Origin of the sequence: Nostoc sp. GT001, assembly GCF_030382115.1 — a bacterium.
GTDB lineage: Bacteria > Cyanobacteriota > Cyanobacteriia > Cyanobacteriales > Nostocaceae > Nostoc.
This window is the reverse complement of record NZ_JAUDRJ010000003.1, coordinates 4,529,359-4,555,631: the sequence shown is the minus strand read 5'-3', so window position 1 is coordinate 4,555,631 and position 26,273 is coordinate 4,529,359. Positions and strand designations below refer to the sequence as shown.

Sequence of the window (26,273 nt, the reverse complement as noted above, 5' to 3'; positions counted from 1 at the left end):
AAGACCAGGGATATATAATGCTTAAAGGTACTGATATTCTCGATAAAGTGGTCGTCACCTACGACACAGGTAAGAAAATTGTCCGAATCATCGATTTAATTGTCGATCGGGAACGCAATCAACTTTTGGGTTTTCTAGTTGCAGAGAAGGGACTATTTCGAGACGCAAAAGTGATTCCTTTACAAGAGGTACAAGCCATCGGGTCAGATGCGATCGTAGTTAAGTCGAAAAAATCGGTTGTGAAGGCACATCGTGTTCCTGTAATTAAAGAGATTCTGCACCAAAATATCGTCCTNGAAAAAAAGAAAATTCTAACTACAGAGGGACTTTATCTCGGTGGATTGGTCGATTTGTTCTTTGATGAGCATAGTGGACTGGTGGAAGGATATGAAGTTTCTGGCGGTGTATTTGCCGATGCTTATTCGGGGCGATCGTTTGTTCCTGCTAGCGAAACACTGAAAATTGGTGATGATGTTGCTTTTGTACCTCCAGAAATTGCTCAATTGATGGAAGAACAGGTTGGTGGTATCCGAGGAGCCGTTCAGGCAACTGGAGATAAATTGCAGGACTCGGCCCAGACTACTAACCGCAGACTGCAAACAGCAGCTCAAACTGTGAATGAACAACTACAAAGCTCGGTAGAGAAAGTGAACCGCGGGCTACAGTCAGCAAGCCAGAATGCAGGTGAGCAATTGCAAGCTGCAACTGATGCTACTAGCAGCAAACTACAAGACTTCAATCGAGATGCAACTGCTTCTCTGACTAACAATTTGGTCGATCCTGCCGAACAAAAAGTATATGTGATTGGCAAGCGTCTCGAGCGGGATGTGTTGACTCCAGATGGGAATGTACTGCTACTAAAGGGTCAAGAAGTTACCCTAGTAAATGCAGAAGCAGCCGATCGCCTGGGCATCCTTGATGAACTCTATCGAGCCACGGGTGGCAGTCTGACTGCCAACATCAGCCGCAATTTACAAGCAGCAACAGCATCTGTTGGCAATCGAATTGGCAGCGTAACTCAGAGCAGCGCCGCTAGTCTGCGTTACTCAGTTGATTCCTTGGCAGCAAATGTAGCGATCCAGCAGGCAAGAGGGCGTAGAGTCCTGCGAACAGTGCGTACTGACGATGGCTTAATTATTGCGGCATCTGGGCAGATTGTGACAGAATCCCTTGTCGATCGCGCTCAGATTTACGGTAAAGAAGCAGAATTGCTCAACGCTGTCGGTCTGAATCTGGCAACCGCAGTCCGTTCTACTGCAAGTGACAGATGGTTAGAAAACAAAGTTCAACTGGACGATCGAGTAAGCATCGCTCAAGAGAATCTCAACACTTTCTGGCAAGCCTTGAAAGCGAAGGCAGAAAAGTTACAAGGACGCAGCAGACAGGCAATGAAAAATCAACGGATTGAACAAGCATTGGGTCGTCCAGTTACCCGTGTCATTCTTGACCCAGAAGACAACGTGATATTGAATGTAGGTGAATTGATTACACATCGCGCCGTCAGCCAAGCTGAAACAAGTGGAGTTCTGAATATCTTACTAAGTTCAGTCTATAGCAAGGAGCCACAAATCTCTGACAAAGAGTTACGTGCTTCAGAACATGGAACAGCAGCCTTAGTGCATCATGGTAATGGGCGATCGCAACTTGAATCCAAATCGTTCTTGTGACTTTGGCCATAAAATAATCAAAAAGGTCAAGATATTTATTTATCGTCTGCAAGTAAATTAGGTAGAGAACTTCCAACAAATAAATTACCCAATCTTGTGGGGTGGGCAACATGAGCGCCCTTTTATATGGGCGCTCATGTTGCCCACCCCACAAGAAGTAGTTGAGTATTTTTTTATTTGGAAGTCCCTAGAACAAAAATATGCACTAACGACTGATTTCTGCGAAGACATCGCTAGCAGATAAATCGCTATAATTCTGGTGAGCCAAATATCCTTTGAGTTTTGGGGAAACCAGCCATGTTAGAGTACAACTTGCCAAGGTACTTGCCCTCAGCCGAGGAACTACCAGACTCTGATGAAACGCCTGTGGATAATGAACTACAAGAATTAATACCAGGCTTGCTGAAGGCGATCCTGCTGATACTTTGGTCAGAACGCATGGACTGGTTGTTTGGCATAGATATGGGTATTTATTATCACCCAGATAAACCACCAATTGTGCCAGATGGGTTTTTGAGCTTAGGGGTAGAGCGGTTTTATGATGAGGAACTGCGTCCCAGTTATGTGCTGTGGGATGAAAATGTTGTACCGATTTTCGTGCTAGAAGTAGTTTCCCAAAATTATCGCAAGGAATATACTACTAAATTGGCTGAATATGAGGCTTTGGGTGTACTTTATTACGTAATTTATTCCTCTCGTCGCCGCCGCAAACCGCATCTGGAAGTACATAAGTTAGTTAATGGTAAATATGAATTGCAAGAGGGAAACCCTGTTTGGCTACCAGAAATTGGCTTAGGAATTGGTTGCGAAAGGGGCAACTATTGCGGCGTAACGCGGGAATGGATGTATTGGTATGATGAGCAAGGACAACGGTATCTCACGCCCGCAGAACAAGTCAAACAAGAGACACAACGCGCTCAACAAGAGACACAACGCGCTCAACAAGAAGCACAACGCGCTCAACAAGAAGCACAACGCGCTCAAATTGCAGAACAACGGGTGCAACAATTGACGGAACAATTAAGAGCGCTGGGAATAGATCCAGATAATCTGGATTAACTGAAATATTTTGCAATATTTTCAACAAGAATGAAAATCAGGTTTTTCAGATTTATGCATTTTCCATAAATCAAGATTTACTACTGCAAGCTGCCAGTAAAAAACTATTGCTTTTTAGGAATAACGTTCCTGATTCCACTTTTAGAGCCAACAGTATCACCTTTGTAACGAGGGATAATATGAATACTGGCGTGCATAATATTTTGACCTGCGGCTCGATTGATGTTCATTCCTATATTAAAGCCATCAGGTTCAAATTCTACTTTGAGAATTTCTTGTACTTTGTTAACCATGAACCAGCAAGCAGATTGTTCTTTAAATGGTAGTTCAAAATAACTGCCAACATGACGTTTGGGAAGAACTAAAACATGGCCTTTACTTATAGGATAGCCATCAAAAATTGCATAAGCAGTTGCTGATTCAGTTAATAGTTTGAGACTTTTACGAGGATTACAAAATATACAATAATTAGATGAATTGCGTTGATGGTTATAGTGAACATATTCATAGACTTCACGATGTTCATCTAAACAAACTGAAGTAAAGGGAAGTTTGACAATACACTGATAAGTAGGTTTTTTGTGAACGTAATGTTCTCTAAAACCTTGTTTCTTGAGATCCCTTCTTACAGCATAATAAGCTTTGCCTCCTGGTTTTAATAAATGTGATACTTCCATAAGAACCTTAGTTTGTTCTTCAGTCAATAAAACATTTAAAACATAAAAGCAAATTATTGTATCAAATTTAGTATCAGGATATTCTGGAAAATAATAAGGGTCATAACCTGTAATATCACAACCTTTTTGGCGCAATATTTTAACATCATTACCAAAGCCACAACCAAAGTCTAGTATTTTGCCTTGTAGAAGGTTTTGATTTAATAAAAACTGTGCCGGAAATGATAGATAATTTCTTTCGATCGCAGTAAGATGGCTGAATTGATTTTTTTGCTGTTTCATAGAATTTTGGTGCTGATGTCCCAAAATTATTATTCCCAGCATCTCTTTAGGTTATGCGATGTCTACAACGGGCTACGCCTACGCATCAGGGTCAATACCTAGCTCACGTAACTTAGCTGCTAATATATCAGCACGTTGACGTTCTTGTTCAGCACGCTGGCGTTCTTGTTCAGCACGCTGGCGTTCTTGTTCAGCTTGTTCGCTGCTCCACAACAGCAAATTTCCTTCTGTATCCCACCAGCGCAGCCAATTCATGGTTTGACATAATCTTTCACCTTGCCAAATTCCGAGAAATAACTCTAACTCAGGAATCCAAAAGCGTCCATTGGCGTCTGCTTGCTGCAAGGTATATTGTCCATTTTGCAAGCACCGTAGTTCTATGCTTGGTTCGTAAGGGTCGTAGGTTACGTAAGTTGGAACTTGGAGAATCTTTTCGTAATAATAGAGTTTACCGTAGGGCGGAGTTGAGCGGACTGATAATTCTCCACCTTCTGTGTCTGAGAGAAATTCCATCACTACAGCTACAGCAGCGCCTTCTAAATTTGGGGTGTAGCTGCGACGAACTACATTTGTTCCCACAGACTGTACTTGAGGGACATAAAACCAGTCTGGTGCTTTGACAACGATTTTTTTGTTGACTGTGGCTACAAGTCCAAAATTAGAGCCAATCAGCATTTGAGGTTGGATGCGTCCTGTGCTTCCCAAAGCATCGGTAAGCGCAGCAGCGATCGCGGGTTGTTGAATATTTTCCACTGGCTCGTCGGGTAAAATGAAGTCGGCTGGAAGTGCTTCCCAAGTAACAATTGGTTCTTTTTGGATGGGGTTAACTTGTAGAACCATAAAATTATTCCTAATATCCATGCATAGTATATTAGTTATTTTTAACAAATCTTCAGCCAGCATCGCTTTTAAGCTAAAAATCTAGAAATCTGGAAAGATTTCTTTGACAGGTGTATATACTCGTAGTCAAGCACTTAGCAGGCGTGAGTATGATAGTTGAGTGGTTCACTCTCTGGATAGGTCAAAAAACGGTTGGATTTCTTGTCAAAACTATTATCAGCGAAGAATTTTTCAAAGATTTAGTCAAGGACTACGCTAAAGATTTTCTCAAACATATCTTTAATAATGCTGTAACTGCTCCCTTTAAAGAAGAACCGCTTCAAAAAGCTGTTGTCATGGCGCTGACCGAATTTTTGCAACTGATGCAACAGCAGTTAAAGGTTCGTTGCAAACTTTCGGAAACTGAAATTCAAAATTACGCTGAAGATATCAATCAATTTATCCGTGATAAGTCGGTTAAAGAAATTCTTGGTCAGGCTTTTGATATTAAATGTGATTATATAGATTTTAAAACACTAGCAGATAGTTGGAAAAGACTTCAACTCCAACCTTTACCACCTAAATTTAACTGGCAAACAATTACAGAACAGTATCTCATACAAGTTCAAGATATTCTTTCGGATTCAGAAGAATTACGCTATATCTTGGAACTTCAAAAATTATCCAGTATTGATAAGACTTTAAGAGAAAACGCTGATATTCCCAAGGATTTTAATTTACCGCGATATTTAGAAACTATTCGCGAACGCTACGGCAATCTGAAGTTAGATAGTTTAGAAACTACAGCCCGCGAACATCCGGTAAATTTATGGCAAATGTTTATCCCGCAAAATGTGCGGCAAGTTTATCAGGTTTTACCAGAACTGCCTAAAGAACATCTCCGCAGACTACAAGAAAGTAAACAATTAGATGCGGAATTTGAAATAGAAAAATTTCAAGAAGAAACAGAACGTTATCAACGCACTTATTTTGAACAGCCAATCCGTTCAGTATTAGATGTTATTCGAGATAAGCAACGCAAGAATTATCTAGTTATTTTAGGCGATCCTGGTTCCGGCAAGTCTACATTGTTGCAATACCTAGCATTAGATTGGGTAGAAAAAACTCTCGAACAGAATGATTTTAATCTGCCAATTCCTTTGCTGATTGAATTACGCAATTATATGCGCGATCGCGATGCGGGTAGTTGTAATAATTTCCTTCAATTTTACCATAATAGTCCCAATTGTTTTTATCACCTCAATCAGCATAAATTGCATGAGCAGCTAAAGGCTGGTAACGCTTTAGTCATGTTTGATGGTTTGGATGAAATCTTTGAATCGGCGAAGCGGGAAGAAGTAATTACCTGTATTCATCGCTTCACTAATGAATATCCCGATGTGCAGGTAATTGTCACTTCTCGGATTATCGGCTATAAGCAGCAACAATTGCGAGATGCAGAGTTTCGCCACTTCATGTTGCAAGATTTAGAACCAGCACAGATTCAAGATTTTATCGAACGTTGGCATGATAAAACTTTTACTCAAGCCGAAGAAAGAGATAAAAATATCAAACGTGAGCGTCTACAAAGAGTAATTAATGAATCAAAAGCAATTTCCGAACTAGCACAAAATCCTCTGCTGTTAACCATGATGGCAATTCTCAATCTCAAGCGAGAATTACCCAGAGATAGAAGCGAACTGTATAAAGATGCTTCAGAGGTTCTGCTGCATAATTGGGACGAGGGACGCAATTTAAAGCCGGATGAACGTCTGGACATTATTGATTATAAAGATAAACAGGCAATGTTGCGTCAAGTTGCTTACCTTATGCAAACCAGTGAAAAAGGTTTAGCTGGCAACATTATCTATGCTGATGATTTAGAAGCAATCTTCACTAAATATCTGCAAAGCATACCAGTGAGTGATGCCAGAGATAAAGCCAGACGGTTGATGAAACAACTGCGCGATCGCAATTTTATTTTATGTTTCTTGGGTGCAGATTACTATGCCTTTGTGCATCGGACTTTTTTAGAATATTTCTGTGCTTGGGAGTTTGTCTGGCAGTTTGAGAAGGAACGCAGCATTACAATTGAGTTTCTCAAAACTGAAGTTTTTGGCAAACACTGGCAAGATGAAACTTGGCATGAGGTATTGCTGTTAATCGCGGGAATGATTGATGCGAAATTTGTTGGTGAAATTCTTGATTACTTAATGGCGCAAGATGGCGAGGAGGAAAAATTTATTAACTTTTTTCTAGCGGCTAAGTGTCTTGTAGAAGTGAGAAATCGCTCGGTGATTGAATCAGTGGCTAATAAATTGCTTTACAAGCTAAAAGACTTAACTAAATATGACCTCTGGTATTATTATGAACCCTATGATGATGAAGAAGAAACTGAGCTAGTTCAGAAAATTCGCACTCAAGCAGTTGCAACAGTTGCCGTAGTTTGGAAAGATAACTGGGATACCTTACACTGGCTCAAAGACCGTGCCACTGCTGATGATAATGAGTATGTGCGAGGTGCAGCCATCCAAGCATTAGCTAGCAATTTCAAAGATGACCCGGACATCGGCTCGATTCTTCAAGACCGTGCCACTGCTGATGATAATGAGTATGTGCGAGGTGCAGCCATCCAAGCATTAGCCAGCAATTTCAAAGATGACCCGGATACCCGCTCGTTTCTCAAAGACCGCGCCACTGCTGATGATGATGAGGATGTACGATATACAGCCATCGAAGCATTAGCCAGCAATTTTAAAGATGACCTGGATACGCATTCGTTTCTCAAAAACTGCGCCACTACTGATTATGCATGGGATTTGCGATATGCAGCTATCGAAACATTAGCCAGCAATTTTAAAGATGAGCCAGACACTCACTCGCTTCTCAAAGACCTCACCACTGCTGAGAATGAAGAGTATGTGCGACGTGTAGCCATCGAAGTATTAGCCAGCAATTTCAAAGATGAGCCAGACACTCACTCGTTTCTCAAAGACCTCACCACTACTGAGAATGAAGAGTATGTACGACGTGCAGCCATCCAAGCATTAGCCAGCAATTTCAAAGATGAGCCAGACACGTGTTCGATTCTCAAAAAGCTAACCACTGCTGATAATTATGAGGATGTGCGATATGCAGCCATCAAAGCATTAGCCAGTAATTTCCCAGATGACCTGGACACCCGCTCGATTCTCAAAAACCTCACTACTGCTGAGAATGAAGAGTATGTGCGACGTGTAGCCATCGAAGCATTAGCCAGCAATTTCAAAGATGACTCGGACACCCGCTCAATTCTCAAAGACCGCGCCACTGCTGATGATCAATGGGTTGTGCGACGTGTAGCTATTGAAGCATTAGCCAGTAATCTCAAAGATGACCCGGATACCCGCTCGATTCTCAAAGACCGCGCCACTGCTGATGATCAATGGGTTGTGCGACGTGCAGCCATCGAAGCATTAGCCAGCAATTTCAAAGATGACCCAGACACCCACTTGTTTCTCAAAAACCGCGCCACTGCTGATAATCAATGGATTGTGCGAGGTGCAGCCATCGAAGCATTAGCCAGCAATTTCAAAGATGATCCGGACACCCAGTTATTTCTCAAAGACTGCACCACTGCTGATAATCATGAGGATGTGCGATATACAGCCATCGAAGTATTAGCCAGCAATTTCAAAGATGACCCGGATACCCGCTTGATTCTCAAAGACCGTGCCACTGCTGATAATGATGGAGATGTGCGACGTGCGGCCATCGAAGCATTAGCCAAACACTTCAGAAATAAATCTGAGTTGTTTGAAATTTACTACAACTGCGCTGTCAATGATCCCTTTGAGCGTAAGCAAGACTATGAAATCAACCCTCGGCGCATTGCACTGGAGATAATTATCAAGCAATTTCCTCAACATCCCCAGACTTTGCCACTGTTGCACGACAAAGCAGAGAATGACCCAGATGAGGAAGTGCGGGAGTTTGCTCAACAGAAGTTGGCAGAATTAGAGAAGTAAAAGAGTGTATGAATAAATATGAAATATATAATCGTTATTCAGTGGTTTGATGAGGATGAGTGTTTTATTGTGAGTCTTCCTGAATGGGGAGAGTTTTGTCATACTCACGGAGATACTTACCAAGAAGCTTTCAAAAATGCTCAAGAAGTTTTAGAAATGCTGATTGAATCATCTTTAGCTGATGGTCAACCTCTACCAGAGCCAAAAACACTAGAAAAGTCTTTAAAATAATTCGTAATACTTCGACTCCTTTCGACTTCGCTCAAGGCAAGTCGCTCAGTATAAGTTCGTAATTCGTAATTTATCAAATTAGAGAAGCATACGGCGATGCCTTCACGATAGGCATCGCGGATTTTAGATTTAATCTAATCTAAAATCCCAAATCGAGTTACCGATTCACCGCCGCTGCTTCTCTTGCTGCTGCTGCTTGATCTGGGTGAATACCCAAGCGGGTGAGATTAATGCGACCTTTGTTATCAATTTCGCGCACTTTGATAATCACTTCATCGCCTACCGCTACTTCATCCTCAACTTTGCCAACGCGGTAGTCAGCTAGTTGAGATATGTGAATCATGCCTTCTTTTCCTGGCAAAAATTCCACAAATGCACCTATCGGTATAATCCGAGTAATGCGTCCTGCATAGACATCCCCTTCGTGCAGCTTGCGGGTCATGCCTTGGATGATATTTCTGGCTCTCTTGGCCTTGTTCTCATCCACAGCGGAAATTGTCACGGTGCCATCATCTTCGATGTCAATTTTTGCACCAGTTTCCTCTGTGATACCCTTAATAGTCTTGCCTCCAGCNCCGATGACCAAACCAATCATGTCTGAATCAATCTTGATTGTTAACAGACGTGGAGCATAAGGTGAGGTTTCAGTCCGTGGCGTGTCAATGCACGCGAGCATTTTCTCCAGAATGTGCAACCGGGCTGCTTTGGCTTGGTGGACGGCTTGGGCAATAACTTCCAAAGACAAACCGGAGATTTTCATATCCATCTGCAAGGCGGTAATCCCGGTATCCGTCCCGGCAACTTTGAAGTCCATGTCGCCCAAAAAGTCTTCAATGCCTTGAATGTCGGTCAGGACTCGTACTTCGTCGCCTTCCTTAATCAGACCCATTGCCGCGCCACTAACGGGTTTGAGAATTGGTACACCAGCATCCATCAAGGCGAGGGTGGAACCGCAGACTGAACCCATTGAGGTGGAACCGTTGGAGGAAAGTACTTCCGATACGATACGAATCACGTAGGGAAATTGTTCTTTGGACGGTAGCACAGGTATTATCGCTCGTTCTGCCAATGCCCCGTGACCAATTTCGCGCCTTCCTGGGGCACGCATTGGCTTGGTTTCTCCAACTGAGAACGGCGGGAAGTTGTAATGATGCAGATAACGCTTGTGCTGATCTAGCTGCATGTCATCGTTGAGGTTTTGAGCATCCCCAGGTGTACCCAGAGTACAAGTGGATAATACCTGAGTTAGTTCCCGGTTAAATAAACCGCTACCGTGGACTCGCTTTGGTAAGACATCAACTAAACACGAAACCGGACGCACTTGATCGAGTTTACGACCATCAACGCGGACGTTATCTTCAATGATTTGTCGCCGCATGAAGTGTTTGGTAATATCTTTAAAAGTGTTACCAAGTGCCTTCTTATTTGCAGTTGCAGCAACTCGAATGGGGTCTTCTTCTGGCAGTTCGGTAATCGTCGCGGCAATTTCATCCTTGACGACATCTAAAGCTGCATCGCGTTCGGGTTTGGTCAAACTAAATTGAGACAAGATTTTCTTAATCTGACCGTTGGCGCGATCGCGGATATAATTTTCTAGCGTTTGGTCTACTTCTGGTGGTGCTTCTTGCACTATTACTAGACCCAATTCTGCAATTAAATCTTGCTGCGCTTTGATTAAATCCCGCACCGCTTCATAACCAAAGTCAATCGCTTCGAGAATATCTCGCTCTGGCAACTGATTGGCTCCCGCTTCCACCATGATCACGCCATGTGGTGAACCTGCTACTACCAGATCCAAATCTCCCGCTTCGGTTTCTGCATAAGTGGGGTTAATAATGAAATCATCTCCCACTAAACCAACCCGCACTGCTGCCATTGGCCCATTAAAAGGAATCTGGGCAATCAGGGTAGCAATGGAAGCGCCTGTAACTGCTAACACATCGGGTGGAACTAACTCGTCCATCGACAGCGTTAAGGCAATAATTTGCAGGTCATCCCGTAACCATGAAGGGAACAAGGGACGCATGGGACGGTCTATTAGACGGCTGGTGAGAATTGTTTTTTCTGGTGGACGACCTTCGCGCCGCATGATCCCGCCGGGAATCCTACCAGCGGCATATAGCCTTTCTTCATAATCTACAGTAAGGGGAAGAAAATCAATGCCTTCTCTGGCTTGCGATCGCGTAGCCGTTACTAAAACGGATGTGTCCCCTGATTCTATCAAAACCGACCCACCTGCCTGGGGAGCTAATAGGCCTACTTTCAGTCGAATATCCCTGCCATCGAAGGATATTGACTTATCAACTTCTGCCATTCAGTTTTTTTTCCTTCTCTTTCGCTATTCTCTTTCTGTGGCAATCCTAACATTTATGCCCTATGGCTGACTTCTAGTACATACAAAGATAGACAAGTCATTCAACCCAAAGTGTGATACAGGATTAGCGCCTCTACCACCTGCCCATTCTCTAGCTTCGCCGCGCCCGGAATTCGCCCAATAATCTCAAATCCTAACGACTGCCAAAGTGTAATTGAAGGTATATTAGTCTCAAAGACCAAATTAAACATCACTGCTTCGTAGCCAAGGTTTGCTGCGATCGCAAGCATAGCCTCTCCCATGAACCGTCCTAAACCTTGACCGCGTAACCCAGGTTGTACAATAAAACCAGCGTTGCAAATATGGCTACACCGACCGGGAAAGTTTGGCTTTAAATTAAACGCCCCTAATATTTCTTTTGGCTTGTGTGTAGGATCTACAACAGATGTCCTGACAACAAAGGCATCCTTGCTTAACCAGTAAGCTGAAAATTCTGTAGGAGATAGAGGTTGCTTTTGGGGATAAGTTTTACCTTCAACAATTACAACATTGAGTAACGATCTTACAACCTCTTTTTCTTGAGGATGCATATAATCCAGTTCCACTAACATCCCGTTCTTTAAGGCTTTAATTAGGGGAAAATTCATTATTAACAATGTTTATGTGGAATAATTAATTAAATATTTATTATACAAGAAAGTTGGGCAATAAATCTTATTGAGAAGATGCGAAAAGCAGAATAACTTTGATTTTAATTCTATAGTTTTGGGAAAATCTGAGTAGTTAGAAAATGGCGATTTTACACTGTAATTGGTTACTAAAAAATCAAAATGGTTGTTTATTTATTTGGGGGGAAACTTGGCGATCGCCACGAGTAAATTTAGAGTCTAGTGGATCTGGAGATATCTCAGTACATCCATTGGCAATGACATCAGTTGAGTTGAGTGAGTGGTTGCGTTCTCAGAATATGGCAATTACCAACTTCATCCAAAAACCCCAAGTTGCGTTTGCCTCTGGTGTTGGCAAAGCGATCGCTACTACTGGGCGAACCCGCAAAGCCGCCAGTGCGCCTGAAATCAGTTTGCCAACGCACTCCCAAATCATTGCCCTACCAACTTATATCCCAGAAAGCAGTGATGAAGGAACAACAGCGATTTTTCCTGTACATTCTGCCAGCTTGGGGGAAAATACAGACTCCCCACAATATCTGCAACCGTGGCGAGTTGAGGGTTTTTGTCTCAACCCCAGCGAAGCAGTAAAATTTCTTTCTGCTGTTCCCTTAAATGCTGCTAAAGGGGAAGATGCCTTTTTGGGTGGAGATTTACGCTTTTGGTCACAGGTTGCCCGATGGAGTTTAGATTTAATCTCACGGTGTAAGTTTTTACCAGCAATTGACCGACAATCAGATGGTGCATTTGCTGCCAAATGGCAAGTACTTCTAGATAGCGCTGTAGATGGAACCCGCCTAGAAAAATTTTCTGCAACCATGCCGTTGGTTTGTCGCACTTATCAAGAGGGACTGGGGACTGGGGACTGGGGACTAGGGACTGGAGAAGAGTTTTCCCAATCCCCAATCCCTAATCCCCAATCCCTATTTTATGTAGACTTCCCAGCCGAACCTCAAGAATTACTTTTGGGATTTCTCAACAGTACGATAGATGCCCAAGTACGAGAAATGGTAGGTTCTCAACCTCCAATTGAAGCTAAGGCAATCGCATCTTTACCACCTGGGGTACGACAGTGGTTGCAAGCCTTAACTAGTACATCTGGCACTGTCAATGCAGATGCCATTGAAGTAGAACGACTGGAAGCGGCACTCAAGGCTTGGACTATGCCGCTACAATACCAATTAACTCTTAAAACTCTATTTCGTACCTGTTTTCAACTGCGTTCTCCAGAGTCCGGTGAAACAGATTGGACGTTAGCATATTTCCTGCAAGCGGCTGACAATCCTGAGTTTTTAGTGGATGCGGCAACTATTTGGAACAATCCAGTTGAACGATTGGTTTATGAAAATCGGACAATTGAGCAACCACAGGAAACATTTTTGCGAGGTTTGGGTGTAGCTTCCCGATTATATCCAACAATAGTAGGCAGCTTTGAAACCGAATATCCCCAATCTTCTCGTCTCACCCCCATACAAGCTTATGAGTTTATCAAAGCTGTAGCTTGGAGGTTGGAAGACAGTGGTTTAGGAGTAATTTTGCCTCCCAGTTTGGCAAACCGTGAAGGATGGGCAAATCGTTTGGGTTTGAAAATTACTGCCGAAACCCCAAAAGGAAAGCAGGGACGTTTAGGGTTGCAGAGTTTACTAAATTTTCAATGGCAATTGGCAATTGGCGGACAGACTATTTCCAAAGCCGAGTTTGATAAACTTGTGGCTTTAAATAGTCCCCTAGTGGAAATTAACGGCGAGTGGGTAGAATTGCGCCCCCAAGATATCAAAACAGCCCAAACCTTTTTTACCACTCGCAAAGACCAAATGGCGCTTTCACTGGAAGATGCCTTGCGTTTCAGTACAGGGGATACCCAAGTAATTGAAAAATTACCAGTGGTTAGCTTTGAGGCATCTGGGGCATTGCAAGAGTTGATTGGGGCGCTAAATAATAATCAAGCGATCGCACCTTTACCGACACCAGCAGGCTTTAAAGGACAGTTGCGACCCTATCAAGAACGAGGCGCTGCTTGGCTATCCTTCTTGGAACGTTGGGGCTTAGGTGCATGTCTCGCTGACGATATGGGACTCGGTAAATGCGTAGCGAATGATACTCTAGTAAATGCAAGTGGACTGTTACGCACAGCCGAGACAATCTGGACAACTCATGCTGGAGAAACAGAATTTGACGGCGAAGGATTTTGGGCTAACCCTAAAGAACAATTACTAGTTAATTCCATAGATGAAAAAACTGGCAAAATTGTCCAGGCTAATGTTAGGCAGTTGTATCGGCAGCAAGTCTGCGAGAAATTACGAAAAATCACGCTAGAAGACGGTAGCAATATCACAATCACTCATCGTCATAAGTTGCTGACAAGTAAAGGTTGGACAAATAACTTACAGGTGGGCGATTACGTTTGTGTCCCAAGTAAAACGCTCTGGAATGGACAACCACAAGACCCTGATTTAGTCAAGTTTCTTGCTTGGCAGATTGCTGAAGGGCATGAACTACCCGATGTGGGAAGAGTCACAATATCCCAAAAAGACACCAGAGTATTAGAGGATCTACTCCAGACTTGCCAACGCATTCAAAAGCGCTATAACCTCAAAATTAACAGCCCTAATATCTCTACCTTCCCTAACAGAGTTGCTTCTCTTCGAGTTAATAGCCAAGCCTATCGGGAATTCTTAGAAGCTAAAGGTTATATTTGGGGAAAACTATCGGCAGAAAAATCTATTCCGCCCTTCATTATGCAAGCAGACTTGGATAGTGTGCGGATATTTTTACAAAACTATTTCGATGCTGAATCTGCTGTTGTTTTTAGTATGCGGAGTATTGAGATTTCTACAGCTTCAGCTTTACTAATTCAGCAACTTTCTGCACTGTTGCGGCGCTTCGGCATTTGGTTGCGAATATCGCCCAAACTGAAGTGTGCCACTAATGGAACTCATACTTTACGCACTTACTATATTGGTGTAATTGGAGGGAATTCTGCCCGCAGATTTATCCAAGAAATTGGTTTTAATAACTTAGAAAAACAGAGCAAGTTAGAACGAATTTGTCAACTGGTCAGTAACACAAATATTGAAGGAATTCCTGCTTCTGATATGGTTGCCCAAACAGTCATAGCAACGGGACTCCCATTGCGGCATTTTGGGATGCACAACACTGTTTACATTAATGGTTCACAGCAATTTTCTAGAGATAGTTTACGGCGAGTAATAGCTGGGATGAACCGTATTATCAGTGGAGAAGCCCAAGAACAGTATCAGCTACTCAAACCTTCCAAGTGGACAACTCAAACCCTGACAGCATATAGCAACCTAGATTTAGAACAGTTGAGCTTAACAAGACAGTCTTTGCAATGTCTTCTCGACCAAGAGGTATTTTATTGCCGGATAGAATCAATAGAAGAGATAGATTATGATGGATGGGTTTATGACTTTGAAGTTAGCGAACATCATAATTTTGTCGCTAACAATATTATTTGCCATAACACTGTCCAATTCATTGCTTTTCTGCTGCACTTAAAAGAACAAGATGCACTAGAAAATCCAACACTGCTAGTTTGTCCAACTTCGGTTTTAGGCAACTGGGAAAGGGAAGTCAATAAATTTGCACCAAGCCTGAAAATTTTGCAATATCACGGTGACAAACGCCCAAAAGGGAAAGCGTTTTTAGAAGCCGTGAAAAAGCACGATTTAATCGTTACCAGCTACTCACTTCTTCATCGAGATATCAAATCATTGCAAAGTGTATCTTGGCAGATAATAGTTTTAGATGAAGCCCAGAATGTGAAAAATCCAGAGGCGAAGCAGTCAAAAGCAGTGCGGGAATTAGAAGCTACATTTCGCATTGCATTGACGGGGACACCCGTAGAAAATAGACTGCAAGAATTATGGTCTATTTTGGATTTTCTCAATCCTGGGTATTTAGGCAATAAGCAATTTTTCCAGCGTCGATTTGCCATGCCAATTGAAAAGTATGGTGATACGGCTTCTTTGACTCAGTTACGTTCATTAGTGCAACCATTTATACTGCGGCGATTGAAAAGCGATCGCGACATAATTCAAGATTTACCAGACAAGCAAGAAATGACCGTATTTTGCGGTTTAACTGGTGAACAAGCTGCACTTTATCAACAAGTTGTAGAACAATCTTTAATAGAGATTGAATCTGCTGAAGGATTGCAACGTCGGGGGATGATTTTGGCTTTGTTAATCAAACTCAAACAAATCTGCAATCACCCAGCCCAATATTTGAAACAAGCGACATTAGAACAACATAATTCAGCCAAACTTCTGCGGCTAGAAGAAATGTTAGAAGAAGTTTTAGCAGAAAGCGATAGAGCTTTAATTTTCACACAGTTTGCTGAGTGGGGTAAATTACTTAAACCCTATTTAGAAAAACAGCTTGGGCGAGAAATATTGTTTTTATATGGTAGCACCAGCAAAAAACAACGTGAGGAAATGATCGACCGTTTTCAACACGATCCTCAAGAGCCGCCAATTATGATTCTTTCTCTGAAAGCGGGTGGTGTCGGACTGAATTTAACACGAGCAAATCATGTATTCCACTTTGATAGATGGTGGAATCCAGCCGTGGAAAATCAAGCCACAGATAGAGTATTTCGGATTGGTCAAACCCGGAATGTGCAAGTACATAAATTTGTTTGCACAGGCACTTTAGAAGAAAAAATTCATGACATGATTGAAAGTAAAAAACAACTAGCTGAACAAGTTGTAGGTGCTGGTGAAGAATGGTTGACCGAAATGGATACAGACCAACTTCGGAACTTATTACTACTCGACCGCAGTGCAGTGATTGATGATGATGCAGAATAAGTTCGTAGTAAGGACTCTAGTCCTTAATTTGAGTGCTAAAGCACTCACTACGAACCTCATAAAATTAATAAGACAGACTACTAAGTTTTTAAATTGATTATGACTAATTACACATTACAAGCAAGCCGCGAATGGTGGTCACAACAATGGCTAGATTTGCTAGATTCCTATCGCTTTAAAAAGCGTTTAGAACGTGCGAGAAATTATGCTCGTCAAGGAAATGTTCTCAGTATTGAATTTAAAGGTGCAAAAGTATTAGCTAGGGTGCAAGGTAGTGAAGTAGAACCTTATAAAGTTTCCCTTTCCCTTGAACCTTTTAGCGATGAGCAATGGGGTTATGTAATTGAAACCATGTCCCAAAGGGCAATTTTTGCTGCCAAGTTACTAGCAGGAGAAATGCCACAAAATATAGAAGAAGTGTTTACGGCTAATGGTCTTTCGATATTTCCTTTTACCCTTGGTGATGTCCAGAGTAAATGCTCTTGTCCTGATAAAGCAAATCCCTGTAAACACATTGGTGCGCTGTACTATCAGTTAGGCGATCGCTTCAGTGAAGACCCCTTTGTACTATTTCAATTGCGCGGACGTACCAAAGAGCAAATCATCAGTGATTTACGCCAATTACGTAGTGCCAATAAGGAACCCAATACTACAGAAACGCCTGATGTTCAACAGTCAATTCCTAATAATAAATACTCTATAAGAATTGATTACTTTTGGCAATATAATGAGCCACTAGAGTCATCCTTGGTAGTTATTGCGCCGTCCACGAGTGAGATGGTATTAGATGTATTAGGAGCAATCCCCCTTGCGAAGGAAGAGGAAAGCGCAGTAAATTCAACTTCAAGTGATGTGGTAATGAAGTATTTAAATACAGTTTATAGAGATGTGAGTCAAAAGGCTTTTTTAACAGCGATGAATGTGGGAGGAAATTGATAATAATTCGTAAATTATGTTAACTGGGTAGTTCACCCTTCCCGCCTTTTTTCACCCATTCCCGAACCGCCTGACGAATTGCCCGTCTGCCATTTGCCCGATTTTGCTCAATCAGTTTCGGCAGATCCCGAATTGCTAAAGTAGGAAACACCAGACTCTTCTCTGACTCGACATATTCCCCATTTTGCAGGAGATAAATCTTGAGTTCACCGGAATCATAACACCAGAGTTCTGGTACTCCCAGGCGGGCATAAATGGGAAAACGATTTAAAGACTTACTGGTAACATCAATTTCCAGTGCCAAATCAGGCGGTGGGTCTTGTCTCAAGTCCAGATCCAATCTACCCCGAACCGTAGCTTCATTCTGGAAATAGAAGCAGTTATCTGACTCTAACCCTGCCATTCGGCTTTCTCGTTTCCAAGTAGTCGAGCCATAACTTTCATAGTCTAAATCCAGCACATCAGCGATTTCTTTGACTAAATCACTAATTACCTCTTTGTAATGTTCGTGTTCAGGTAAAGGTGTCATAATTTCCAAAGTAGTGCGATCGTAAGCTAACCGTGCTGCCCGATGCTCCCCCAAGTCTTTTAGAAGATTTTCAAACTGTTGCCAGCTAATGTCGTAAAGCATTACTCGGTCTGCTCGATTCTTGGCGACTGTCATTGTTACGACCTCCAGAATGTTTTATTGTCCAAACTCAAGCCTAGCCTGTTCTACCAAATCAGCGGTAACAACCTCTTGAACTGCTTCACGAGCTAGCTGTTCAATTCTGGCTTTAGCTTGAGAGCGGACAAAAAAGGGAATATTTTGTAACTTTTCCTTAGCTTCAGATGTCCATCGCAAAGCATCAATAAAATTGGCATCATCATTCATAGATTAGTTACCTTGGCAAATCGCTCACTTTAATCAATAGATTACTAATTTTCCTATAAAAAAAGCCCTTGCTTTTATGCAAGAGCCTTTAAATTACTTAATTGTCAGTGATGAAATAAACTTTACAACCTAATCTAGGTCGTCCATGAACATCACTGGCTCAGTGTCACGGTTAATTCCTTTCTCAAAACCACCAGCCGCAGCCCGTGCGCGACCAGCGTGCCACAAGTGACCAACTAAGAAGAAGAATCCTAGTACGAAGTGAGAAGTCGCCAACCAAGCGCGAGGAGATACGTAGTTGAAAGAGTTAATTTCAGTAGCCACACCACCCACGGAGTTCAAAGAACCCAGAGGAGCGTGGGTCATGTATTCAGCGGCGCGACGAGCTTGCCAAGGCTGAATATCATTCTTGATTTTTTCCAAATCAAGACCATTAGGACCACGTAGAGGCTCTAACCAAGGGCCACGGAAATCCCAGAAGCGCATGGTTTCACCACCAAAGATGATTTCACCAGTTGGAGAGCGCATCAGGTATTTACCTAGACCAGTAGGACCTTGGGCAGAACCGACGTTAGCACCCAAGCGTTGGTCACGAATCAAGAAGGTCAAAGCCTGAGCTTGAGAAGCTTCTGGACCAGTAGGACCGTAAAATTCGCTGGGGTAAACGGTGTTGTTAAACCAAACATAGATGGAGGCAATGAAGCCCATCAACGACAGAGCGCCCAAGCTGTAGGAGAGGTAAGCCTCACCAGACCAGATGGATGCACGACGTGACCAAGCAAAAGGCTTGGTAAGAATGTGGAAAATACCACCAGAAATTAAGATAAAGGCAATCCAGATGTGACCACCGACCACATCTTCTAAGTTATCGACGCTAATAATCCAGCCTTCGCCACCAAAGGGAGACTTGATTACATAACCGAAGATAACTGCTGGGTTCAGTGTCGGGTTGGTAATAATCCGAACATCACCACCGCCTGGTGCCCAGGTGTCATACAAACCACCAAAGAACATTGCCTTTAACACTAAAAGCAATGCACCGCATCCCAAAATAATTAGATGGAATCCGATGATGTTGGTCATCTTGTTCTTGTCTTTCCAGTCATAACCAAAGAAAGAAGAATATTCTTCTAAGGTTTCTGGGCCACGAACGGCATGATAGATACCGCCAAAGCCAAGGACGGCTGAGGAAATTAGGTGGAGTACACCAACAACAAAGTAGGGGAAGGTATCGATAACTTCACCACCAGCACCAACACCCCAGCCCTGAGTGGCGAGGTGAGGTAACAGGATCAAGCCCTGTTCGTACATTGGCTTTTCAGGAATGAAGTGAGCGACTTCAAACAAAGTCATCGCTCCAGCCCAGAATACAATCAAACCAGCGTGGGCAACATGAGCGCCCAGTAGTTTGCCAGATAGGTTGATTAAACGTGCGTTACCAGACCACCAAGCAAACCCAGTGGATTCTTGGTCGCGTCCAGCGCCGCCTAAGATATTTGGTCTATTAGAGAGCGTTACCACGTGGTAATACCTCCTCAGGGAATACAAATTGTTCGTGGGGTTGATCTTGAGGAGCCATCCAAGCGCGGATACCCTCGTTCAGCAAAATGTTTTTGGTATAGAAGGTTTCAAACTCAGGGTCTTCCGCCGCCCGCAATTCTTGGGAGACGAAATCATAAGCCCGCAGGTTGAGTGCTAAACCGACGATGCCGACGGCGCTCATCCACAAGCCTGTGACTGGCACGAACAACATAAAGAAGTGCAACCAGCGCTTGTTAGAGAAAGCAATCCCGAAAATCTGTGACCAGAAACGGTTTGCTGTCACCATTGAGTAGGTTTCTTCCGACTGGGTGGGATTGAAGGCGCGGAAGGTGTTAGCACCATCACCGTCTTCAAACAAGGTGTTTTCTACTGTCGCACCATGAATAGCGCACAATAAAGCACCACCCAATACACCCGCAACACCCATCATGTGGAAGGGGTTGAGTGTCCAGTTGTGGAACCCTTGCAGGAATAGCAGGAATCGGAAAATTGCAGCCACCCCAAAGCTGGGTGCAAAGAACCAGCTTGATTGTCCCAAGGGGTACATCAGAAATACGCTGACGAATACTGCAATGGGAGCGGAGAAAGCCAGAGCGTTATAAGGACGTATCCCTACTAGACGCGCAATTTCAAATTGCCGTAACATGAAGCCAATCAAACCGAAGGCTCCGTGTAGGGCAACGAATGGCCACAAGCCACCCAGTTGGAACCAACGGGTGAGGTCGCCTTGGGCTTCTGGTCCCCACAACAGCAATAGGGAATGTCCCATGCTGTCGGCGGGGGTGGATACTGCTACTGTCAGGAAGTTAGCTCCTTCTAAGTAGGAGGAGGCTAATCCGTGGGTGTACCAAGAGGTTACGAAGGTGGTGCTTAGTCAGCCAACCGCCTAGTGCTAGGAAGGCGCAGGGGAATAATAGTATCCCTGACCAACCTACGAATACGAAGCGATCGCGCTTGAGCCAGTCGTCGAGAACGTCAAACCACCCTCTACTAGGGGCGCGTCCAACTGCGATGGTCATCGGACTAAAATCCTCTGTTTTTACTAAAATTGCAACGTTTCTAGGGCATTACGGAAAGCCAATGTAACCGACTGCCATGAGGAATTAACGTTTTTTTTGACAATCTCAACTGCTTTTAAGTAACTGAGATTCTGAGAGCTTACTGACTAGTTAAGTCATTATTTCTCAGGGTTATGACATTACACGTACCATCGGCTAGTAATCTAGCTTGTGGTAACTTAATGATTCTTAACTTATCACACTACTCAGGGTTTTTGCCTGATACACAGAAGCAAATTAGGCATGAAACACGAACCTTATAAATAATATGAATATCAGAAATTTTACAATTTGACACAACTTTTCTCAGAAATCTGAAAAAATTTAATGTAGATAGACGTAGGTAGGTAACTCATTTCAAGAGGTCAAAAAGAGGCAGAGAGAGGGTAGCAGGGAATAAGGGGGGCAGAATGGCAGGGAGAAAGAATTTTTATCAGCCATTGAGTAAAAAAATAGTACAACATTCCCTAAAAAATTATATCGGTAGCAGGAACATGGAAGGGCGCAGTTGAGTTTTTGTCAACGATGTTTGGTAAAATGGGGATAGTCACTTCGCCGCCACGGTCGTTGATACACCTCTGAAAAACCTATGTGAAACGTTAGACAAGGAGAAAGGAAGTTGGCATATCTTGACTAATACAAATAGCCTCAGTGGTTTGTCCCGTAGTACAAGTAAGCCAGCATTATCCGGGACAGTAAAATTTGTAAGGTACAAAGTGAAAAATTTATAGTCTGCGGCAGGGTTCCCGTGGACTTCAAACATAGCTCTGGGTGCCTCCTAAGCAATAGCCGGATTGGCACAGGAACCCACCACTCTATGCAAAAGCATTCAGTGTGCGAGTATGTGACAGCGAGTATCTCACGGGCAATGGTAGTTCAATGACGACATCAACAACGATTAACAAAGGCGATCGCCTCCTGCACCAAAATGTTCTCGGTTCTCGTCGGTTCAGTAACTACTGGTGGGCAACTATCGTTACCTTGGGAGCAAGCGGCTTTTTATTGTCTGGAATATCCAGTTATTTAAAAGTTAATTTACTCATAGTTTCCGATCCCACTCAACTGGTATTCGTCCCCCAAGGATTAGTGATGGGGTTATATGGTGCTGCTGGCTTGCTATTAGCCACATACCTGTGGCTAGTGATTTTATTGGATGTTGGAGGCGGTTACAACGAATTTAATCAGGAAACTGGCGCAATCAAAATCTTCCGCTGGGGGTTTCCTGGTAAAAACCGCCGAATTCAGATTGATAGCCGCATAGAAGATGTCCAATCTGTACTAATAGACGTAAAAGAAGGTCTTAACCCCCGTCGCGCCCTCTATCTACGCATTAAGGGACGACGAGATATACCCTTAACACGGGTTGGACAACCCTTATCTTTAACAGAGTTGGAAACAGAAGGCGCAAAGTTAGCCCGCTTTTTGGGAGTGTCGTTAGAAGGACTTTAGGAAATTAGGGTATAGGGTAGAGGTTACAGGGTACAGATTATTCCCTATCACCTGTTAGCTGTCACCTCTCCCCTAATCCCAATGCCCCTGAAAACGATAAGATACTCTGGTTAAATCGGTAACAGGCAATGCGGTTAAAAATTTCACAATTTTTGCTTTCTCTTGTGGTTATTAGTGCCTTGATGTTGGGAGGATGTTCAACACAGCAAGTCGCTTCTAATAGCTCTTCTCCAAACTCGACTGCTACCTCGGCAACAAGCGAGGCAAGCACCAAGGCAACTACTGAAGCAACTTCTGTATCTCAAACTATTAGTGAGAGTATTCCTGGAATAACAGATTTACCAAGACTAGAAGGCAAGGCTACTGTGGTAATTACGGTTAAAGGTTCGCCGATTACTATCGAAGTAGACGGCACTAATGCCCCAATCACAGCTGGCAACTTCGTAGATTTAGTGCAAAAGGGTGTGTACGATGGTTTAGCTTTCCATCGAGTTGTGCGCGAACCCCAACCGTTTGTAGTTCAAGGGGGTGATCCGCAAAGCAAAGACCCAAAAGTTCCAGCAGATAGACTGGGAACAGGTAGCTATATTGACCCAAAAACGGGAAATGCTCGTTATATACCTTTAGAAGTTAAGCCCAAAGGTTCAGATACTCCGATTTACAATAAACCATTTGATGCTACTGCTCAAGCTGTCGTATTGCCCCATAAACAGGGTGCAGTAGCGATGGCGCGATCGCAATCACCAGATTCCGCTTCTGCCCAGTTTTACTTTACTTTAGCGGATCTAGCATTTTTGGATGGTAACTACGCCGTATTTGGCAATGTCACTCAAGGCTTCGATGTAGTAAACAAAATTCAGCAAGGCGATCGCATTGACTCCGCTAAAGTTACTCAAGGTGCTGAAAATCTGAAAACACCAGGACAGTAGGAGGAAGAGGCAGAGGAGCAGGGGAGCAGGGGAGCAGGGGGGCGAGGAAGGTAGTAAAAAAACTCTTAACTCTTAACTCCTCACTTTTAACTCCTAACTCATAAATTGGTCAAAATTGTTGTTACTGGTATTGGTCTAGTTTCTGCCTTGGGTGGAAGCTTAGAGGATAGCTGGCGAAATTTAATCGCAGGTAAATCTGGAATTCGGTTACATCAACCATTTCCAGCATTTACACCATTTCCTCTAGGTTTGATTGCTCAACAACCATCTGAGTTGACAATGTTAACTCAGATGGTTGTTGCTTCTGCTTTACAAGATTCTGGGTTAGTTGCACCTTTAGCTGATTGTGCTGTAGTCATTGGATCGAGTCGCTCTTATCAAGCGTCTTGGGAAATGCTAGCGCGGCAAATGTATAGTGACGCGAAAAATTTTCCTGTGTCCTCTTTTGGAAATTGGCTAGATACATTACCTCATTTCAATGCGATCGCAGCTGCAAGACAAATCGGTGCATCTGGGATAGTTTTAGCACCAATGACAGCTTGTGCAACTGGAATTTGGTCTATTGCCCAAGCAGCTATGCTTATACAAACTGGGCAATGTCAACAAGCGATCGCAGGTGCAGTGGAAGCACCGATTACACCTTTAACTTTAGCTGGATTTCAGCAGATGGGTGCTTTGGCAAAAACTGGGGCTTATCCCTTTGATTTGCACAGAGAAGGCTTAGTCTTGGGCGAAGGCGCGGCTGTATTTGTCTTAGAATCAGCAGAGTTGGCAAAGCAGCGTCAAGCAAAAGTGTATGGTGAAATTCTCGGTTTCGGCTTAACCAACGACGCATATCATAGTAATTCACCAGAACCCGAAGGGAAAAGTGCGATCGCTGCTATCAAACAATGTCTAGAACGTAGTTGTCTATCACCAAGCGATATCAATTACATTCATGCTCATGGTACAGCTACCCAGCTAAATGACCAGATGGAGAGCATGGTAATTCAGCGTATGTTTCCCCAAGGCGTGGCGGTTAGTTCCACCAAGGGAAGCACAGGTCATACACTAGGGGCATCTGGAGCAATAGGAGTAGCTTTTTCTCTCATGGCGCTAAAGCATCAAATATTACCGCCTTGTGTAGGATTGCAGCAGCCAGAATTTGATTTAGAGATTGTTACAGCCGCGCGTCTAAGTAAAATTAGGCAAGTTTTATGTTTGAGTTTTGGCTTTGGGGGACAGAATGCCGCGATCGCCTTAGCAAGGTAAAAACTTGTGGGTTTAACTATCTGACCAACATAATATATAAATTTTGATGAAGGCACACACAGTCGCGTGCTCTTATAAATGATGATTTTTGAATAAATTTCATATATCAGAATATAAAATATAAAACTGTAACAAAAAATACAAAAAACTTGTTTTCCCAGAAAAAAAGGATAAGCTTAGGTACAGATGATATCCGGTTCGCAAAGATACCGTGATTAGGAGAAAATTTATGATTTCAAAATCCTCGTTGCTGTCAGAACCTGCTTCTCCAGCGCATATATGCCCCTTTGACCAAGCCTGTAGTTACTTAGAAGCGGCAGCTAAAGAATTAAATTTAAATCAGGGTTTGCTAGAAATTCTCAGCCACCCGCGTAAAGTTGTCACGGTTTCCATTCCCGTAAAACTAGATGATGGGGAAATACAAGTTCTCGCTGGACACAGGGTACAGCACTGTGATGTCTTAGGCCCCTACAAGGGTGGAATTCGTTACCATCCGGCTGTGACATTGCGGGAAGTATCCGCTCTAGCAATGTTGATGACCTGGAAATGTGCCTTGTTAGGTATTCCTTATGGTGGTGGGAAAGGTGGCATTGCTATAGATCCCAAACGCTACAGTGTTGGCGAATTAGAGCGAATCAGCCGCCGTTATATCAGCGAGTTAATTAAAGATATTGGGCCTTCCGTAGATATTCCTGCGCCAGATATGGGTACTTCTGCCCGTGAGATGGCTTGGATGATGGACACTTACTCTGTAAATGTTGGTCATGCTGTACCAGGAGTTGTAACTGGAAAACCCCTTTCGATTGGTGGTTCTCTGGGACGAGAAATGGCAACCGGACGTGGCACAATGATTATTGTCCGTGAGGCATTAGCAGACCGAGGTAAATCCTTAACAGGAGTGCGAGTAGCTATTCAGGGTTTCGGTAACGTCGGCTGTGCCGCAGCAGAATTACTATATGAAGCAGGCGCGAAAATCATCGCTGTTTCAACTGGTGCTGGGGGCATATTCTCTGAAGCTGGTCTTGATATTCCCAAGTTAAAAGTCTACGCGGCTGAAAATCGTAAGAGTATTGTGGGTTTCCCGCAATCTGTACCAATTAGCAATGCAGATTTATTAACTTTACCCTGCGATGTCTTAATACCAGCGGCTTTGGAGAACCAAATCACTGAAGAAAATGTGAACCAAGTGCAGGCGCAGATTGTGGCAGAAGCGGCTAACGGCCCGGTTACTCTTGAGGCTAATTTGGCGTTAGAGGCGCGCGGTGTGACAGTGCTACCGGACATCTTGGCGAATGCTGGCGGTGTAGTAGTCAGTTATTTAGAGTGGGTGCAGGGTCTTTCTTACGTATTTTGGGATGAGGAGCGCGTCAACCGCGAAATGGAACATTTGATGGTGCAAGCCTATCGCAAGGTGATTCATCAGTCGGAGGTACGGCAAATTTCTTTAAGGTTAGCAGCTTACACACTGGGGGTAGGTAGAGTAGCTCAAGCGTTGACTGACAGAGGTCTTTATCCTTAATCTTTGGGCATAGACAGCAGTTTTTAATTAAATAGATAACATATAAGGGCACAATATTATAGTTGTGCCCTTATTATGTTATGAATAGTCGGTGTTTCTGTTAAGCGATCGCTACAACATAACTAGTAGTTCGCCAAGGAAACTTGGCAGGGTAAAGGA

At 43.2% G+C, this 26,273-nt stretch carries 17 protein-coding genes and 1 pseudogene; 10 read left to right on the top strand and 8 right to left on the bottom strand.

Going from position 1 to position 26,273, the window contains the following annotated elements; genetic code table 11:
- Positions 1–17 precede the first annotated feature (17 nt).
- Positions 18–1,667, top strand: a complete 1,650-nt coding sequence (locus QUD05_RS22200; protein WP_289797965.1) for a PRC-barrel domain-containing protein — start codon at positions 18–20, stop codon at positions 1,665–1,667.
- Positions 1,668–1,964: 297 nt separating this feature from the next.
- Complete coding sequence (locus QUD05_RS22195) at positions 1,965–2,726, top strand: Uma2 family endonuclease (protein WP_289797964.1); 762 nt, start codon at positions 1,965–1,967, stop codon at positions 2,724–2,726.
- A gap of 104 nt (positions 2,727–2,830) precedes the next feature.
- Here QUD05_RS22195 and QUD05_RS22190 read toward each other — a convergent pair whose 3' ends face one another.
- The gene (locus tag QUD05_RS22190) at positions 2,831–3,685 is read right to left on the bottom strand and encodes an HIT family protein (RefSeq protein WP_289797963.1); all 855 of its coding nucleotides are present in this window, start codon (positions 3,683–3,685) and stop codon (positions 2,831–2,833) included.
- A 78-nt stretch (positions 3,686–3,763) separates the two neighbouring features.
- Positions 3,764–4,525 carry a Uma2 family endonuclease gene (locus tag QUD05_RS22185; protein ID WP_289797962.1) on the bottom strand — a complete coding sequence of 254 codons (762 nt, stop codon included), beginning with the start codon at positions 4,523–4,525 and terminating at the stop codon, positions 3,764–3,766.
- A gap of 149 nt (positions 4,526–4,674) precedes the next feature.
- On the opposite strand from QUD05_RS22185, the gene QUD05_RS22180 reads away from it, so the two are divergent.
- On the top strand, positions 4,675–8,511 hold the full coding sequence (locus tag QUD05_RS22180; RefSeq protein ID WP_289797961.1) for a HEAT repeat domain-containing protein: 3,837 nt from the start codon (positions 4,675–4,677) through the stop codon (positions 8,509–8,511).
- 18 nt (positions 8,512–8,529) lie between these two features.
- Positions 8,530–8,742: a type II toxin-antitoxin system HicB family antitoxin gene (locus tag QUD05_RS22175; RefSeq protein WP_289797960.1), complete on the top strand. Its 213-nt coding sequence runs from the start codon at positions 8,530–8,532 to the stop codon at positions 8,740–8,742.
- A gap of 157 nt (positions 8,743–8,899) precedes the next feature.
- Here QUD05_RS22175 and QUD05_RS22170 read toward each other — a convergent pair whose 3' ends face one another.
- Together QUD05_RS22170 and QUD05_RS22165 are read right to left on the bottom strand one after the other, a co-directional pair.
- Positions 8,900–11,056 carry a polyribonucleotide nucleotidyltransferase gene (locus QUD05_RS22170; RefSeq protein WP_289797959.1) on the bottom strand — a complete coding sequence of 719 codons (2,157 nt, stop codon included), beginning with the start codon at positions 11,054–11,056 and terminating at the stop codon, positions 8,900–8,902.
- Between the two features lie 101 nt (positions 11,057–11,157).
- Positions 11,158–11,703, bottom strand: coding sequence for a GNAT family N-acetyltransferase (locus tag QUD05_RS22165; RefSeq protein ID WP_289797958.1), 546 nt, complete (start codon positions 11,701–11,703; stop codon positions 11,158–11,160).
- Between the two features lie 143 nt (positions 11,704–11,846).
- On the opposite strand from QUD05_RS22165, the gene QUD05_RS22160 reads away from it, so the two are divergent.
- Both QUD05_RS22160 and QUD05_RS22155 read left to right on the top strand, forming a co-directional pair.
- Positions 11,847–16,556 (top strand): sll1366 family intein-prone helicase, encoded by a 4,710-nt coding sequence (locus QUD05_RS22160; protein ID WP_289797957.1) that lies wholly within the window; start codon positions 11,847–11,849, stop codon positions 16,554–16,556.
- Positions 16,557–16,655: 99 nt separating this feature from the next.
- On the top strand, positions 16,656–17,492 hold the full coding sequence (locus QUD05_RS22155; RefSeq protein ID WP_289797956.1) for an SWIM zinc finger family protein: 837 nt from the start codon (positions 16,656–16,658) through the stop codon (positions 17,490–17,492).
- A gap of 19 nt (positions 17,493–17,511) precedes the next feature.
- Here the strand turns inward: QUD05_RS22155 and QUD05_RS22150 are convergent, their stop codons facing one another.
- The 4 genes and pseudogenes from QUD05_RS22150 to psbD all read right to left on the bottom strand — a co-directional run bounded on the left by QUD05_RS22150 (position 17,512) and on the right by psbD (position 20,927).
- Positions 17,512–18,156: a Uma2 family endonuclease gene (locus QUD05_RS22150; protein WP_289797955.1), complete on the bottom strand. Its 645-nt coding sequence runs from the start codon at positions 18,154–18,156 to the stop codon at positions 17,512–17,514.
- 21 nt (positions 18,157–18,177) lie between these two features.
- A complete protein-coding gene (locus QUD05_RS22145) occupies positions 18,178–18,366 on the bottom strand; it encodes a PCP reductase family protein (RefSeq protein WP_289797954.1) in 189 nt (62 codons plus the stop codon).
- Positions 18,367–18,495: 129 nt separating this feature from the next.
- Entirely contained in the window at positions 18,496–19,887 is a 1,392-nt protein-coding gene (psbC, locus tag QUD05_RS22140) for a photosystem II reaction center protein CP43 (protein ID WP_289797953.1), read from the bottom strand.
- Positions 19,871–20,927: pseudogene (gene psbD, locus QUD05_RS22135) on the bottom strand (photosystem II D2 protein (photosystem q(a) protein)). Before psbD ends, psbC begins: the two are co-directional and overlap by 17 nt.
- 918 nt (positions 20,928–21,845) lie before the next feature.
- On the opposite strand from psbD, the gene QUD05_RS22130 reads away from it, so the two are divergent.
- The 4 genes from QUD05_RS22130 (at position 21,846) to QUD05_RS22115 (ending at position 26,114) form a co-directional block, all read left to right on the top strand.
- A complete protein-coding gene (locus QUD05_RS22130; RefSeq protein WP_289797952.1) occupies positions 21,846–22,415 on the top strand; it encodes a photosystem I assembly protein Ycf4 in 570 nt (189 codons plus the stop codon).
- A 128-nt stretch (positions 22,416–22,543) separates the two neighbouring features.
- Complete coding sequence (locus QUD05_RS22125; protein ID WP_289797951.1) at positions 22,544–23,344, top strand: peptidylprolyl isomerase; 801 nt, start codon at positions 22,544–22,546, stop codon at positions 23,342–23,344.
- A 105-nt stretch (positions 23,345–23,449) separates the two neighbouring features.
- Positions 23,450–24,595, top strand: a complete 1,146-nt coding sequence (locus QUD05_RS22120) for a beta-ketoacyl-ACP synthase (RefSeq protein ID WP_289797950.1) — start codon at positions 23,450–23,452, stop codon at positions 24,593–24,595.
- 229 nt (positions 24,596–24,824) lie between these two features.
- Positions 24,825–26,114, top strand: coding sequence for a Glu/Leu/Phe/Val family dehydrogenase (locus QUD05_RS22115; RefSeq protein WP_289797949.1), 1,290 nt, complete (start codon positions 24,825–24,827; stop codon positions 26,112–26,114).
- The last annotated feature ends 159 nt before the right edge of the window (positions 26,115–26,273 follow it).

Bases quoted from the DNA above. Each gene is read 5' to 3' on its own strand.
- QUD05_RS22195 (WP_289797964.1), top strand. From the start codon at position 1,965: ATGTTAGAGTACAACTTGCCAAGGTACTTGCCCTCAGCCGAGGAACTA.
- QUD05_RS22190 (WP_289797963.1), bottom strand. From the start codon at position 3,685: ATGAAACAGCAAAAAAATCAATTCAGCCATCTTACTGCGATCGAAAGA.
- QUD05_RS22185 (WP_289797962.1), bottom strand. From the start codon at position 4,525: ATGGTTCTACAAGTTAACCCCATCCAAAAAGAACCAATTGTTACTTGG.
- QUD05_RS22180 (WP_289797961.1), top strand. From the start codon at position 4,675: ATGATAGTTGAGTGGTTCACTCTCTGGATAGGTCAAAAAACGGTTGGA.
- QUD05_RS22175 (WP_289797960.1), top strand. From the start codon at position 8,530: ATGAAATATATAATCGTTATTCAGTGGTTTGATGAGGATGAGTGTTTT.
- QUD05_RS22165 (WP_289797958.1), bottom strand. From the start codon at position 11,703: ATGAATTTTCCCCTAATTAAAGCCTTAAAGAACGGGATGTTAGTGGAA.
- QUD05_RS22160 (WP_289797957.1), top strand. From the start codon at position 11,847: ATGGCGATTTTACACTGTAATTGGTTACTAAAAAATCAAAATGGTTGT.
- QUD05_RS22155 (WP_289797956.1), top strand. From the start codon at position 16,656: ATGACTAATTACACATTACAAGCAAGCCGCGAATGGTGGTCACAACAA.
- QUD05_RS22150 (WP_289797955.1), bottom strand. From the start codon at position 18,156: ATGACAGTCGCCAAGAATCGAGCAGACCGAGTAATGCTTTACGACATT.
- QUD05_RS22145 (WP_289797954.1), bottom strand. From the start codon at position 18,366: ATGAATGATGATGCCAATTTTATTGATGCTTTGCGATGGACATCTGAA.
- QUD05_RS22130 (WP_289797952.1), top strand. From the start codon at position 21,846: ATGACGACATCAACAACGATTAACAAAGGCGATCGCCTCCTGCACCAA.
- QUD05_RS22125 (WP_289797951.1), top strand. From the start codon at position 22,544: ATGCGGTTAAAAATTTCACAATTTTTGCTTTCTCTTGTGGTTATTAGT.
- QUD05_RS22115 (WP_289797949.1), top strand. From the start codon at position 24,825: ATGATTTCAAAATCCTCGTTGCTGTCAGAACCTGCTTCTCCAGCGCAT.